Origin of the sequence: Methylobacterium thuringiense (assembly GCF_022179645.1) — a bacterium.
GTDB classification, from domain to species: Bacteria; Pseudomonadota; Alphaproteobacteria; order Rhizobiales; family Beijerinckiaceae; genus Methylobacterium; species Methylobacterium thuringiense.
The window spans coordinates 110,259-122,077 of the sequence record NZ_BPRA01000024.1 but is presented as its reverse complement, the minus strand read 5'-3'; the positions used below and the strand labels follow the sequence as shown (position 1 = coordinate 122,077).

Genomic DNA, 11,819 nt, shown 5'->3' with positions numbered 1-11,819 from the left:
TGCGTGGCACCGTGGAATGTGCTCTAGCAGCGGCATGGCCGGCCCGGAACCGAGAGCGCAGTGTGGCCCCACCTCATGTCACGCTCTGGCCTGATCGTCGGTGCCGCCGCCCGCCTCGGCGGCCCGGCGCACCCACGCCCCCTCCGTCCGCGGACACCCGTGCATCGCTGCAGATCATCATGACACACCCGGTATCGTCACGGGATTGCGGGCAGCATGCCGAAACCGTTGAACGACAATCTCGTCGTCTCCAACGAAATAGTCGATCAGGTACGGATAGGGCGTGAGAAACACGCGACGCACCCGCGCAATCGTTGTCCGCTTTCCAGCCTGCGAGTGCTGCCGGATCAAGATAAAAATCTCCGAAATCCGTGCCTCGACACGTGATGCGCCTTGCGGAGATACGGTAGAAATATCGCTTAAAATCCTGTCGATCTGTCGCAGAGCGTGCTTCTGAATACGAAGCTTCACGCGCGATACTTGGACAGGACAGCCTCGACCTCGGCGGCCGTCGCAAACTCGCCGCGCGCCATTTCGGCCTGCGCTTCGATCAGGTCGGCCTCCTCCTCGGGAGTGAGCTGGTACACACCCTCTCCGTCGTCCCCTGCGAGACGCAACAGGACGCGCGCGAACTCGTCCTGCGTTTCGACCGGAAGAGCGCGAACGCGCTCGAAGGCCTGTTCGAGAAGCTGCGTCATGCCGACATTATGCTCCTGATGTCCGCCGACACAAACATGTGCCTGCTCAAACGAACCGGAAGGAATCCAACCGACACGCTATCCAGGCCCTAAATTGCCCGCGCCGCCCGGCCCGGCGGCTGGCTGCAGACCGTTGGTGCCTTCAGGCACCCCCCCCGCCAGCGTCCCCGGCAACGCGATCCGAACGCTCAAGCCCCCGCCAACCCGGTTCTCCAGCGTCAGCCGTCCGTCATGCGCCTCGACGATGGCCAGCACGATCGACAGGCCGAGGCCGAAGCCGGTCTCCTCGTTGAGGTTCCGGGCGCGGTCGCCGCGCACGAAGGGCTGAAGCATCGCGTGGCGCTCCGCCTCCGGAATGCCCGGCCCGTCGTCGGCCACGGCGATGGCGACGCCGGTGGCGGATTTCTCCACCGAGAGCCGGGCAGAGCCGGCGTATTTCACGGCGTTGTCGACGAGGTTGGCGACGGCGCGCTGCAGGTCCTCGGGATGCGCCCGAACCAGGACGTGGCGTGCCTGCGCCATGCGCACGTCGGCGCCGATGTCCGAAAAGTCGTCGCAGACGGTCTGGACCAGGGAGGCGATGTCGATCAGCGGCTTCTCCGTGTCCGAGCCACCGTCGGCGCCGCGCTCGTCGCGGGCATAGGCGAGCGCCGCCTCGACCAGCGCGTTCATCTGGTCGAGATCGCGCAGGGTGCGCTCGCGGGTGTGCTCGTCCTCGATGAATTCGGCGCGCAGGCGCAGACGGGTGATCGGTGTGCGCAGGTCGTGGCTGATCGCGGCGAGCATCTGCGTGCGGTCGTCGATGAGGCGGTTCACGCGAGCGCGCATCCGGTCGAGGGCGCCGGCCAGCGCCAGCACCTCCTGCGGCCCGCGCCGCGGCAGGGGCGGCGGGGCGCGACGCGTCCCGAACGCTTCCGCTGCGCCGGCAAGCTGCCCGAGCGGCGCGGTCAGGGCGCGGGTCGCCCAGACCGTCAGCAGGGTCAGGGTCGTCGCCATGAACAGGAGCGTGAAGACGATGACGCCGCGCTTCGGCGGCCCCAGCGTGTCGTCCGGCAGGGTGGCACGTAGCCCCGCGCCGGCGGGCGTGCGCAGGCCGAGATGCAGCACGGGCGGATCTTCGCTGCTCGAATCCGGACCGAGATCCGCCAGCGCCAGATCGCGGCCGAAGGCGTCGCGCAGGCGCTCGATGATCGGGTGCTCGCGCAGGCGCTCGCTCTCGACCGGCGGCGGCGTGCCGTCCCAGGCGCCGAGATGCAGCGTCGGCAGGCTGCGCTTCGCGGCCGTCAAGATCGCGTCGCGCCCCTCCGGCGCGGTGTCGTCGAGCATGCGCGCGATGACGGCGAGACGGTTGGCGGCGACGCCCGGCCGTCCCTCCGCGCGCCAGGGCTCGCGCAGGGCGAAGAGCGCGAGGGCGGCGACGGCATGCGTCGCAACGATCGCCGCGACGACGAGGAGCGCGATCTGTCCGGCGACGCTTTTCGGCCGCGGCCAGTAGCGGCGCAGGCCGCGCGCCGGGGCGGCCGTCGTCGTGGCGACCGGCGGCGAACCCGTGGTGCTGGTGCTCATGAGCGGGTCACCTCCGGCGCGAACAGGTAGCCGCCCGAGCGGATCGTCCGGATGATTTCGGGGCTGCGGGCGTCGCGCTCGATCTTCTGCCGGATGCGGCTCACCAGCACGTCGATGCTGCGCTCGAACGGCCCGGCGCTGCGCCCCTGCGTCAGGTCGAGGAGCTGGTCGCGGGACAGCACCCGCCCCGGCCGAAGGCAGAGCGCGTGCAGCAGGTCGAACTCGGCGCCGGTGATGGCGATGCGCGCGCCTTCCGGGCTCAGGACCTGCCGCAGGCCCGTGTCGAGGGTCCAGCCGTGGAAGTGCAGGCGACGCGCCTCCTCCGCCTCGGGCTTTTCGGCGCCGGCACCGCGCCGCAGGATGGCGCGGATGCGGGCGAGCAGCTCGCGCGGGTTGAAGGGCTTGGCGAGGTAGTCGTCGGCCCCGGTCTCCAAGCCGATGATCCGGTCGATCTCCTCGGATTTCGCCGTGAGCATCAGGATCGGGATGGCGGAGGCCGACCGCAGGCGGCGGCACAGGCTGAGCCCGTCCTCCCCCGGCAGCATCAGGTCGAGCACGACGAGGTCGATGCGGGACTCGGCCAGAAGCCGGTCCATCTCGCGCCCGTCCGCCGCGAGGCTCACCCGGCACTCGTTACCCCTGAGATAGCGCGCGACGAGGGCGCTGATCTCGCGATCGTCCTCGACGACGAGGATATGCGGGGTGGCCGTGATGGCGGGCGTCGTCATGTCGGGCGTCGGTGTCTCCGGACGGTATTATGCGCGCTCATCCCGCCGGTTCGTAGATGAGGGCAACACAAACTTTGTAACGCGATGTTTCGCGGAGCCGCCGGGCAAAGATCTTCGCAATCCCCTGAAACCCGCAACGAACCGGCGAAGGGCGATTGCCGGGACTCCCGCGGATTCCTATGTCGGTACATCGCTGATTCGCAGCGTGCTGCAGATCACTGCGGCCGCCAGATCCGAGAGACGACGATGCAGAGCTCGAACCGCCTTTTCGACGACGTCGCCCGGATCTTCACCGACGCGGCCGGCGCCGCGCAGGGTGTCCGGCGCGAGGCCGAGACGCTGTTCAAGGCGCAGGTCGAGCGCCTGATCCGCGACATGGACATCGCCACCCGCGAAGAGGTCGACGTGCTGCGCGACCTCGTCACCGCCTTGCGCAGCCGGAACGACGCGCTGGAGGCCCGCGTCACGGCGCTGGAGTCGCAGCTCGGCCCCGATGTGAGTCGCGCCGGCAACACCGAATCCGTCTGAGCGATTTTGCACAGCAAGGAACGGTGGACAGCGGGGTTGCCCACCATTCATCCCGTCTCGACGCTTTGAACGACGCGGGGAACGCAGGCTATAAACGGTCAGGCACTGATTCGCGCCCGACACAACAACACCTCGAACGCTGGAACTGATGATCTCCGGATGAATCCGCGCCCCGGCGCAGATCTCGTCTTGCCGGTCGCTCGGCTTCGACGCCGCCTTTGCTTTACCGCCGAACCGTTCATCGGTCATGAACGGCTCGACAATTTGGATGGCCATGACCCAGCTGCACATCATCGAGGATTTCGACCGCCCGGAGCATCCGCTCGACGTGGTGGAGAGGCTTGCGTCCCTGCGAGACTGGATCTTCGACCGGGCCGAGACGGACGAGATGTCCGTCACCGTCGAGGGAAAGTGGACCGAGTATCACGTCGCCTTCACCTGGATCGAGGACGTCGAGGCGCTGCACGTCGCCTGCGCCTTCGATCTCAAGGTGCCGGAGCGCCGCCGCCTCGAGATGACCAAGCTGATCGGGATGCTCAACGAGCAGCTCTGGATCGGCCATTTCGACCTGTGGTCGAGCGACCACGTGGTGATGTTCCGCCACTCGCTGCTGCTCACCGGCGGCGTCGCCCCGACCCAGCCGCAATGCGCCATGCTGATGAAGACGGCGGCCGAGGCCTGCGAGCGCTACTATCAGGCCTTCCAGTTCGTGCTCTGGGCCGGCAAGCCGGCCCGCGAGGCCCTCGACGCCGTGCTGTTCGAGACCGAAGGCGAGGCCTGAGCCGGCCGTGACGGACACACCGAAGGGATCCCTGCCGGCCTCGCTGACCCTGGTGGGCGCCGGCAAGATGGGCGGCGCGCTCCTGCGGGGTTGGCTCGACGGCGGGCTCGACCCGGCCACCACCACGGTCATCGATCCGCAGGTCGGGCCGGAGATCTCCGCGCTCTGCTCGGAGCGGGGCGTGACGCTCAATCCCGAACGGACCTCGGCCGCGCAGACACTGGTCCTGGCGATGAAGCCGCAGGGGCTGGACGACGCCGCGACGACGTTGGCACCCCTGGTCGGCCCCGGCACCCTCGTCGTCTCGATCCTCGCGGGCAAGACGCTGGCGAACCTCGCGGCGCGACTTCCGCGGGCGGGCGCGTTCGTGCGCACCATGCCGAACCTGCCCGCGAGCATCGGGCGCGGCGCCACCGGAGCCGTCGCGAGCACCGGTATCAAGGCCGAGCAGCGGGCGCAGGCCGATGCCCTTCTCGCCTGCTCCGGTCTCGTCGAATGGCTCGACGACGAGGCGCTGATCGACGCCGTCACAGCCGTTTCGGGCTCGGGGCCGGCCTATGCCTTCCTGCTGGCCGAAGCCTTGGCCGAGGCCGGCACCAAGGCCGGCCTGCCTCCAGAGATGGCTGCCCGCCTCGCCCGTGCCACCGTGGCCGGAGCCGGAGCCCTGCTCGACGCCAGCCCGATCGAGGCTGGCGAACTCCGCCGCAACGTCACATCCCCCGGCGGCACCACCGCGGCCGCGCTCGGCGTGCTGATGCGGGAGGGTGGCCTGCCCGATCTCCTGACCGAGGCGGTCGAGGCAGCAAGACGACGTGCGGGCGAACTCGCCGGCTGACCGCGACGACGACGCGCGCCGGCTTGGCTGCACTGCAGCCGATCGCTCCCTACATGGGGTGGCAACGTCCCGAACGGAGCGCGATCATGGCAACCTCACCCGATCCGAAGCCGAAGGCCAAGGCGAAGCCCAATCCCCGCGAGGCCGTGGTGGAGGCGCTGATGCGGCTCGCCGCCGAGCAGCCCTGGAACGACATCGAGATCGGCGACATCGCCCGCGAAGCCGGGATCAGCCTCGCCGAATTCCGCGACATGTTTCCCTCGAAGGGTGCCGTGCTCGGCGGGTTGTCGCGCCTGATCGACACGAAGGTGCTCGAGGGCGATTCCTCCGACCTCGCCGAGGAGCCGAGCCGCGAGCGCCTGTTCGACGTACTGATGCGCCGCCTCGACGCCATGGCGCCCTATAAGACCGCGCTGCGGCGCATCTCTTACGCGATGCGTGGCGACGTGCTCTCGATGCTCGCCCTGAACGGCGTCGCTCTAAACTCGCACCGCTTCATGCTTGCCGCCGCCGGCATCGACACCGAGGGGCCGCTCGGCCGGCTCAAGCTGCAGGGCACGGTGATCGCCTTCGCCCGGACCGTGCAGGTCTGGCTCGACGACGACGATCCGGCCCATGCCCGGACCATGGCGCGCCTCGACAAGGAGATCCGCCAGGGCGAGCGCTTCATGGAGCGCGCCGAGGACGCCCGTCGCCTCACCGCGCCGTTGCGCGCCATCGGCCGCTCTCTGATGGAGCGCCGCAGCGGGCGCGAGCGCCGACGCGATGCGGACGACGAGAAGCCGCTGGACGGCGATGCGGCGCCGGCGGTTTGATCCCGTTTCCGTTCGATCCGCTCAGGATGCGCGCATCCCCTCTCCCCGCAAGCGGGGAGAGGGACAATGCGCACGACCGAACCGATCACCCGGAAACGGTCCGATGCACCGCCCTATTGCGCCTGGGCCGAGCGGGTGCCGCGACGGCGGCCGGGCGCGGCGGCGGCCGGATCCATCACCATCCGGCAGGCGGGGCTGAGATTGGCCTTCTGGCTTTTCAGGCAGGCCGTGATCGCCCCGACATTCGGGATGTTGGAGGCACAGAGCCGCCAGACGTCCGGCTCGCAGGCCGTGCGCGCGTCGGCGGTCTGAGCCAGAGCCGCGGAACTACCTGCGCACAGAAGAAAAGCAGCGAGGAGCGATGTCCGTGTCATGAGCGTCGAGCCTTCCCGTCTACGTATTTTATACGGTCAAGCTCGGGCGCAAATGGTTAACAAAAGGTTAACGACGCCGCTCGTCCTTTAGGCCGCGTTAGGACTTCCGCTCGCTGTTGCAACAGTGCCGCGCGCTTCGCGGCAAGGCCCTCTCAATGGCAACCGCATCCGCTGCCGCAGCTCCCGCCCGAGGTCTTGGGAGCGCCGACGGACGCGCTTGCCGCCCGGTCTCGTGTCAGGCCGCGCTCTTCCAACTCGCCGAGATAGGTTTTCCAACGGTTCCGGTACTCGCGGCCGAGATCGTAAAGATATCCCCAGCCGAAGATGCCGGTGTCGTGCATGTCGTCGAAGGCGAGCTTCACGGCGTAATTGCCGATCGGCTCGACCGCGAGGATCGCCACTTCGCGTTTGCCGCCGATGATCTTGCGCTCCATCGGCGAGTGGCCCTGCACCTCGGCCGAGGGGCTCGAGACGCGCAGATATTCGGCCGGCAGGTCGAAGCGGCCGCCATCTTCGAACGCCACCCGCAGGATGCGCTTGTCGCCGAGCAGACGGATCTCGGTAGGCCAACGTTCGCTCATGTGGTCCTCACGCCGCGGCGATGCGCCCCTCGTGCTTGCCCGAAAAGGCCGTAGCGCTCATATGGATACGGATGCTGGATCTGTCAGCCGATAAAGCCATCCGAACCGATTCCGAGTCGAGTCCCGAGACGCGCATGTGGGGTGTTCGCGACGATGGCCCGGTGGCCGCGCGCCCGGCGCCGCTCGTGGATCCGTTCGGTCGCGCGATCACCTACCTCCGCATCTCGGTGACGGATCGCTGCGATTTCCGCTGCGCCTACTGCATGTCGGAGGAGATGCAGTTTCTGCCGAAGCGCGACCTGCTGAGCCTCGAAGAGCTCGACCGGCTCTGCGGCGTGTTCGTGGAGCGCGGCGTGCGCAAGCTGCGCATCACCGGCGGCGAGCCGTTGGTGCGCCGTGACATCATGCAGCTGTTTCGCCGGCTCTCGCGCCATCTCGGTAGCGGCGCCCTCGACGAGCTGACGCTGACGACGAACGGTTCGCAACTTGCCCGTTTCGCGCCTGAACTCGCCGATCTCGGCATCCGGCGCGTGAACGTCTCGCTGGACACCCTCGACCCACAGAAGTTCAAGGCGATCACCCGACGCGGCGACCTCTCCGTAGTGCTCGCCGGGATCGAGGCGGCGCGCAACGCCGGCATCAAGGTCAAGATTAACGCCGTGGCGCTGAAGGGCGTCAACGAACACGAGCTCCCCGACATGATCCGCTGGGCGCACGGGCTCGATATGGACATGACGCTGATCGAGGTGATGCCGCTCGGCGAGATCGAAGGCGACCGAACCGACCAGTTCCTGCCGCTCTCCGTCGCCCGCGAGGGACTGGCGGAGCACTTCACGCTGACGCCGCTCGCCCACCGCACCGGCGGCCCGGCCCGCTACGTGAAGGTGGAGGAGACCGGCGGCCAGCTCGGCTTCATCACGCCTCTGACCCATAATTTCTGCGAGGGCTGCAACCGGGTGCGCCTGACCTGTACCGGCCAGCTCTACCTCTGCCTCGGCCAGGAGGATTCCGCGGATCTGCGCGCGCCGCTGCGCGCCTCCAGCGACGACGGCCCGGTGCGGCAGGCGGTGATCGACGCCATCGCCCGCAAGCCCAAGGGCCACGACTTCGTCATCGAGCGGGCGCGGCCGGCGGCCTCGCCGCGGCACATGAGCGTCACCGGCGGCTGAGCGGGCGGCGATGGCTGAACGCGAGCCGCGGGGCCTGACGCTCACCTTCACCGAAGCCGAACTCGACGTCGTCATCGCCGCGCTCTCTCGTCTTGCCCGTGAGGCAGACTGGGACGAGGAGTTCGACGACGCGGCCGGCACTCTTGCCGCGACAATGGTCGACCGGATCGCGTCCGAGCTCCCCGCCGCACCTGCAGGCCCGGCACCAAGGGCTCGGAAGGGCGACGGACCGCATCACGGCACGATCCGAAAGGCGATCCACACCGAGACGAAGCTCGCCCTCAGTTATGTCGATCGCAAGGGGGCGGAGAGCCGTCGCATCATCTGGCCCCTCGAACTCGGCTTCGCCGGGGCTGGCGAGATGATCGGAGCCTGGTGCGAGAGCCGGCGCGATTTCCGCCATTTCCGGCTCGATCGCATCGTCACCCTCGAAGACACGGGCGAACGCTACCCGCAGCGCCGACAGATCCTGCTGGCGCAGTTGAAGGCCGGGGAGATGGAGCAGGGGTTCTGAGGGGGCTCATGTGGTTTTCGTCTGATCGCCTCGGAGCCACCTCGTTCTTGCGAGCACATCAATCGAGCGAGTGCCGTCATCGCCGGTCAGAATTCGACTGGCTTGAGCGGGAGATCGGCGACGGGATCGAGCCCATCCTCCTCGTCAAACGACGGCAGACTGGCGAGGACGTCGAAAAGCGACCGCTTGGGGACGGGCTCGATGATCAGCCGATCGCCGTCCCTGGTGATCGTCGCGTGGGTGCCCGGCAATTCCATGCAGTGTGGGATGCGGACCACCTGCATCCTGCCGACTCTGAAGAGGCGGACGCGCTGTTTCATGGCCGAACCCTCGCTTTCCGCTGCCTCAACCTAAGCCCTGTCGACGTCTCGGCAAATGGCATCGCGCCGTTTGACGACCTCGCGCCCCACTCCTAGACCCACCCACATTCTGCATTCACTCGGAGCCGACCCATGGCCAACGTCGCATTCCTCGGCCTCGGCGTGATGGGCTCGCCGATGGCGGGGCATCTGGCCAGGAAGGGCCACGACGTCACCGTCTTCAACCGCACCCGCGCCAAGGCCGAGGCCTGGGTGGACGCCAATGGCGGAGCCTCAGCCGCGACGCCGCGTGAGGCTGCGACCGACAAAACGATCGTGTTCGCCTGCGTCGGCAACGACGACGATCTGCGCAGCGTCGTGCTGGGCGACGATGGCGCATTCGCCGGCATGGCCAAGGGGGCCGTCTTCGTCGACCACACCACCTCCTCGGCCGAGGTGGCGCGGGAACTCTCCGCGGCCGCGGAGGCGGCGGGCTTGCGCTTCATCGACGCCCCGGTCTCCGGCGGACAGGCCGGTGCGGAGAGCGGCGCGCTCACCGTGATGTGCGGCGGCGATGCGGCGACCTATGCCGAGGTCGAGCCCGCGATCCTGTCCTACGCCAAGGCCTCCCGGCTGATGGGTCCGTCCGGCTCGGGGCAACTGACAAAGATGGTCAACCAGATCGCCATCGCGGGGGTCGTCCAGGGACTGTCGGAGGCGATCCATTTCGGCAAGCGGGCCGGGCTCGACATCGAGGCCGTGCTCGACGTGATCTCCAAGGGCGCCGCCGGCTCCTGGCAGATGGAGAACCGCGGCAGGACCATGAACGCCGAAAAGTTCGATTTCGGCTTCGCGGTCGAGTGGATGCGCAAGGATCTCGGCATCCTGCTCGCCGAAGGCCGCCGCAACGGCGCGCAACTGCCGGTGACGGCGCTCGTCGACCAATTCTATTCGGACGTCGAGGCCATGGGAGGCGGCCGCTGGGACACCTCGAGCCTCATCGCCCGGCTGCAGCGCTGAGGCGCTTTTTCGCGATCAGGTGTGCGGATTCCGGATCGGTCCAGATCCAGTCGTCGCCCATCTGGTGGCGGAACCACGTGTACTGCCGCTTGGCGTAGCGCCGGGTGTCGGCTTGACCGCGTGTGATCGCCTCGTCGCGAGACAACGCACCGTCGAGATGGGCGATCAGACCCGGCACACCGTGCGCCCGCATCACCGGCAGCATGGGGTCGAGCCGTCGCGCATGGAGCGCCGCGACTTCGTCGAGGGCCCCCTCCTCCATCATCGTCAGGAAGCGGGCATCGATGCGCCGGCGCAGTTCGTCCCGGTCGACGTCGATAAAGAACTTCAGCAACGGGCGTCCCGAAAGCGGCCCGGGGATGCGCCGCCCCTGGAATTCGGCGATCGGCCGGCCGGTCGCCTCGAACACTTCGATGGCTCGCATCACGCGCATCCGGTCCGACGGGCGTAGCGTCTCGGCGCCAGCGGGATCGAGCGCGGCAAGTTCGGCATGCAGCGCCTCGGTCTCACGGCCTTCGGCGCGGGCACGGACGGCCTCGCGGACCGCGTCCGGCACCGTCGGCATCTCGGACAGCCCTTCATCCAGTGCCCGGAAGTAGAGGCCGGTCCCGCCGACAAAGATCGGAAGGCGGCCTTCAGCCCTGATCTCTTCTAGGATTTTCGATGTTTCACGTGAAACATTTCCTACCGAGAAGTTCACGGCACCGTCGATCGTCCCATAGAGACGGTGGGGCGCCTGCGCCTCGTCTTCGGGTGTCGGGCGCGCCGAGAGCCGGCGCAAGTCGGCATAGACCTGCATCGAATCCATGTTGACGATCGTGCCCGCGAAGGCGCGCGCCAGGGCGAGTGCCAGAGCCGACTTGCCCGAGGCGGTCGGCCCTGCGATGAGGATGGCCTGTGGCCGCCCGGCGTCCCTGTCCGTGACCGGCGACAACGGCTTATCTCCGTGATCCTGGCATGACCCTCGTCGCCACGCTGATAGCAAACCCGGACCGCCCCGCCATCACCGGCGCGGTGCTGACCGACGCGCGCGCTATCCTCGGGACGGAGCATCCGCCGCGCCTGCTACACCACGGCGTGGCGGCCGAATGCCTCGTCGACGCGCCGATCGGACAGGCACCGGATCTCACCGCACGCCTGCGCGATGCCTTTGCCGGCGAACCGATCGACGTTGCGGTGCTGCCGGCCGGGCCGCATCGGCGCAAGCGGCTTTTCCTCGCCGACATGGATTCCACCATGATCGAGCAGGAATGCATCGACGAGCTCGCAGGCGTGCTCGGCATCAAATCAGAGGTCGCCGCGATCACCGAGCGCGCCATGCGCGGCGAGGTCGCGTTCGAGCCGGCTCTGCGCCAGCGGGTCGCCCTGCTGAAAGGCCTGCCGGCCTCCGTCGCCGACGATCTCATCGCCACGCGGATCACCCTGATGCCCGGCGGCAGGACGCTCCTGGCGACGATGAAGGCGCACGGCGCCCGCACCTGCCTCGTCTCCGGCGGTTTTTCGGTGTTTACCGGCCCAATCGCGAAAACGCTCGGCTTCGACGAGACCCGAGCGAACCGGCTCGATCTCGTCGATGGACAGCTTTCGGGGACCGTCGCCGAGCCGATCGTGGGCGCCGAGGCGAAACGGGCGACACTGCTGGAATTGCGCGCGCGGCTTGGCTTGGCGATCGAGGACACCATGGCGGTGGGTGACGGCGCCAACGATCTCGCGATGCTCGCCGAGGCCGGCCTCGGCGTCGCCTTCCGCGCCAAGCCTGCCGTGGCGGCGGCGGCCCATGTCAGGATCGAGTACGGCGACCTGACGGCGCTGCTCTACCTGCAGGGTTTTTCGGCGGCGGAGTTCGTCGGCTAAATTTCTGATGTAACCGGCTCAGCTGTCATTCCGGGGCTCGCCGAAGGCGAGAACCCG

The 11,819-nt window shown here is 68.3% G+C and carries 16 protein-coding genes; 8 read left to right on the top strand and 8 right to left on the bottom strand.

Annotated features, from left to right (window positions below):
* Positions 1-177: 177 nt before the first annotated feature.
* The 4 genes from MFF07_RS20400 to MFF07_RS20385 form a co-directional block, all read right to left on the bottom strand.
* Positions 178-471, bottom strand: coding sequence for a type II toxin-antitoxin system RelE/ParE family toxin (locus MFF07_RS20400; RefSeq protein WP_147821692.1), 294 nt, complete (start codon positions 469-471; stop codon positions 178-180).
* Complete coding sequence (locus tag MFF07_RS20395; RefSeq protein ID WP_147821690.1) at positions 468-698, bottom strand: hypothetical protein; 231 nt, start codon at positions 696-698, stop codon at positions 468-470. Before MFF07_RS20395 ends, MFF07_RS20400 begins: the two co-directional genes overlap by 4 nt.
* 78 nt (positions 699-776) lie before the next feature.
* Positions 777-2,264 (bottom strand): ATP-binding protein, encoded by a 1,488-nt coding sequence (locus tag MFF07_RS20390; RefSeq protein ID WP_238232778.1) that lies wholly within the window; start codon positions 2,262-2,264, stop codon positions 777-779.
* Positions 2,261-2,992, bottom strand: a complete 732-nt coding sequence (locus MFF07_RS20385) for a response regulator (protein WP_147818832.1) — start codon at positions 2,990-2,992, stop codon at positions 2,261-2,263. The genes MFF07_RS20390 and MFF07_RS20385 overlap by 4 nt, the downstream gene beginning before the upstream one ends.
* A 246-nt stretch (positions 2,993-3,238) precedes the next feature.
* Here MFF07_RS20385 and MFF07_RS20380 point away from each other — a divergent pair, with 246 nt between their 5' ends.
* The 4 genes from MFF07_RS20380 (at position 3,239) to MFF07_RS20365 (ending at position 5,951) form a co-directional block, all read left to right on the top strand.
* The gene (locus tag MFF07_RS20380; protein WP_147818830.1) at positions 3,239-3,520 is read left to right on the top strand and encodes an accessory factor UbiK family protein; all 282 of its coding nucleotides are present in this window, start codon (positions 3,239-3,241) and stop codon (positions 3,518-3,520) included.
* A gap of 274 nt (positions 3,521-3,794) precedes the next feature.
* Positions 3,795-4,301 (top strand): type III secretion system chaperone family protein, encoded by a 507-nt coding sequence (locus MFF07_RS20375; protein ID WP_147818836.1) that lies wholly within the window; start codon positions 3,795-3,797, stop codon positions 4,299-4,301.
* A gap of 7 nt (positions 4,302-4,308) precedes the next feature.
* The gene (proC, locus tag MFF07_RS20370; protein WP_281407176.1) at positions 4,309-5,136 is read left to right on the top strand and encodes a pyrroline-5-carboxylate reductase; all 828 of its coding nucleotides are present in this window, start codon (positions 4,309-4,311) and stop codon (positions 5,134-5,136) included.
* Positions 5,137-5,222: 86 nt separating this feature from the next.
* Positions 5,223-5,951, top strand: coding sequence for a TetR/AcrR family transcriptional regulator (locus MFF07_RS20365; protein ID WP_147818828.1), 729 nt, complete (start codon positions 5,223-5,225; stop codon positions 5,949-5,951).
* A 113-nt stretch (positions 5,952-6,064) separates the two neighbouring features.
* On the opposite strand, the gene MFF07_RS20360 is transcribed toward MFF07_RS20365, so the two are convergent.
* Positions 6,065-6,325 (bottom strand): hypothetical protein, encoded by a 261-nt coding sequence (locus tag MFF07_RS20360; protein WP_147818826.1) that lies wholly within the window; start codon positions 6,323-6,325, stop codon positions 6,065-6,067.
* 152 nt (positions 6,326-6,477) lie between these two features.
* The gene (locus tag MFF07_RS20355) at positions 6,478-6,906 is read right to left on the bottom strand and encodes a gamma-butyrobetaine hydroxylase family protein (protein WP_147818824.1); all 429 of its coding nucleotides are present in this window, start codon (positions 6,904-6,906) and stop codon (positions 6,478-6,480) included.
* A gap of 134 nt (positions 6,907-7,040) precedes the next feature.
* On the opposite strand from MFF07_RS20355, the gene moaA reads away from it, so the two are divergent.
* Positions 7,041-8,075, top strand: coding sequence for a GTP 3',8-cyclase MoaA (moaA, locus tag MFF07_RS20350; protein ID WP_238232777.1), 1,035 nt, complete (start codon positions 7,041-7,043; stop codon positions 8,073-8,075).
* 10 nt (positions 8,076-8,085) lie between these two features.
* A complete protein-coding gene (locus tag MFF07_RS20345) occupies positions 8,086-8,589 on the top strand; it encodes a helix-turn-helix transcriptional regulator (protein WP_147818821.1) in 504 nt (167 codons plus the stop codon).
* A gap of 86 nt (positions 8,590-8,675) precedes the next feature.
* Here MFF07_RS20345 and MFF07_RS20340 read toward each other — a convergent pair whose 3' ends face one another.
* The gene (locus MFF07_RS20340; RefSeq protein ID WP_147818819.1) at positions 8,676-8,909 is read right to left on the bottom strand and encodes an antitoxin; all 234 of its coding nucleotides are present in this window, start codon (positions 8,907-8,909) and stop codon (positions 8,676-8,678) included.
* Positions 8,910-9,041: 132 nt separating this feature from the next.
* Here MFF07_RS20340 and MFF07_RS20335 point away from each other — a divergent pair, with 132 nt between their 5' ends.
* Entirely contained in the window at positions 9,042-9,908 is an 867-nt protein-coding gene (locus MFF07_RS20335; RefSeq protein ID WP_147818817.1) for an NAD(P)-dependent oxidoreductase, read from the top strand.
* Here MFF07_RS20335 and miaA read toward each other — a convergent pair.
* Positions 9,886-10,842, bottom strand: a complete 957-nt coding sequence (gene miaA, locus MFF07_RS20330) for a tRNA (adenosine(37)-N6)-dimethylallyltransferase MiaA (RefSeq protein WP_238232776.1) — start codon at positions 10,840-10,842, stop codon at positions 9,886-9,888. The two genes, MFF07_RS20335 and miaA, sit on opposite strands and share 23 nt — an antisense overlap.
* 23 nt (positions 10,843-10,865) lie before the next feature.
* Here miaA and serB point away from each other — a divergent pair, with 23 nt between their 5' ends.
* Positions 10,866-11,762 carry a phosphoserine phosphatase SerB gene (gene serB / locus MFF07_RS20325; protein ID WP_147818813.1) on the top strand — a complete coding sequence of 299 codons (897 nt, stop codon included), beginning with the start codon at positions 10,866-10,868 and terminating at the stop codon, positions 11,760-11,762.
* Positions 11,763-11,819: the final 57 nt, after the last annotated feature.

Excerpts from the sequence above, each read along its gene's own strand:
- MFF07_RS20385 (WP_147818832.1), bottom strand. The coding sequence starts at position 2,992 with ATGACGACGCCCGCCATCACGGCCACCCCGCATATCCTCGTCGTCGAG.
- MFF07_RS20360 (WP_147818826.1), bottom strand. The coding sequence starts at position 6,325 with ATGACACGGACATCGCTCCTCGCTGCTTTTCTTCTGTGCGCAGGTAGT.
- MFF07_RS20390 (WP_238232778.1), bottom strand. The coding sequence starts at position 2,264 with ATGAGCACCAGCACCACGGGTTCGCCGCCGGTCGCCACGACGACGGCC.
- MFF07_RS20380 (WP_147818830.1), top strand. The coding sequence starts at position 3,239 with ATGCAGAGCTCGAACCGCCTTTTCGACGACGTCGCCCGGATCTTCACC.
- serB (WP_147818813.1), top strand. The coding sequence starts at position 10,866 with ATGACCCTCGTCGCCACGCTGATAGCAAACCCGGACCGCCCCGCCATC.
- MFF07_RS20395 (WP_147821690.1), bottom strand. The coding sequence starts at position 698 with ATGACGCAGCTTCTCGAACAGGCCTTCGAGCGCGTTCGCGCTCTTCCG.
- MFF07_RS20365 (WP_147818828.1), top strand. The coding sequence starts at position 5,223 with ATGGCAACCTCACCCGATCCGAAGCCGAAGGCCAAGGCGAAGCCCAAT.
- MFF07_RS20375 (WP_147818836.1), top strand. The coding sequence starts at position 3,795 with ATGACCCAGCTGCACATCATCGAGGATTTCGACCGCCCGGAGCATCCG.
- moaA (WP_238232777.1), top strand. The coding sequence starts at position 7,041 with ATGTGGGGTGTTCGCGACGATGGCCCGGTGGCCGCGCGCCCGGCGCCG.
- MFF07_RS20345 (WP_147818821.1), top strand. The coding sequence starts at position 8,086 with ATGGCTGAACGCGAGCCGCGGGGCCTGACGCTCACCTTCACCGAAGCC.
- MFF07_RS20340 (WP_147818819.1), bottom strand. The coding sequence starts at position 8,909 with ATGAAACAGCGCGTCCGCCTCTTCAGAGTCGGCAGGATGCAGGTGGTC.
- MFF07_RS20335 (WP_147818817.1), top strand. The coding sequence starts at position 9,042 with ATGGCCAACGTCGCATTCCTCGGCCTCGGCGTGATGGGCTCGCCGATG.
- MFF07_RS20355 (WP_147818824.1), bottom strand. The coding sequence starts at position 6,906 with ATGAGCGAACGTTGGCCTACCGAGATCCGTCTGCTCGGCGACAAGCGC.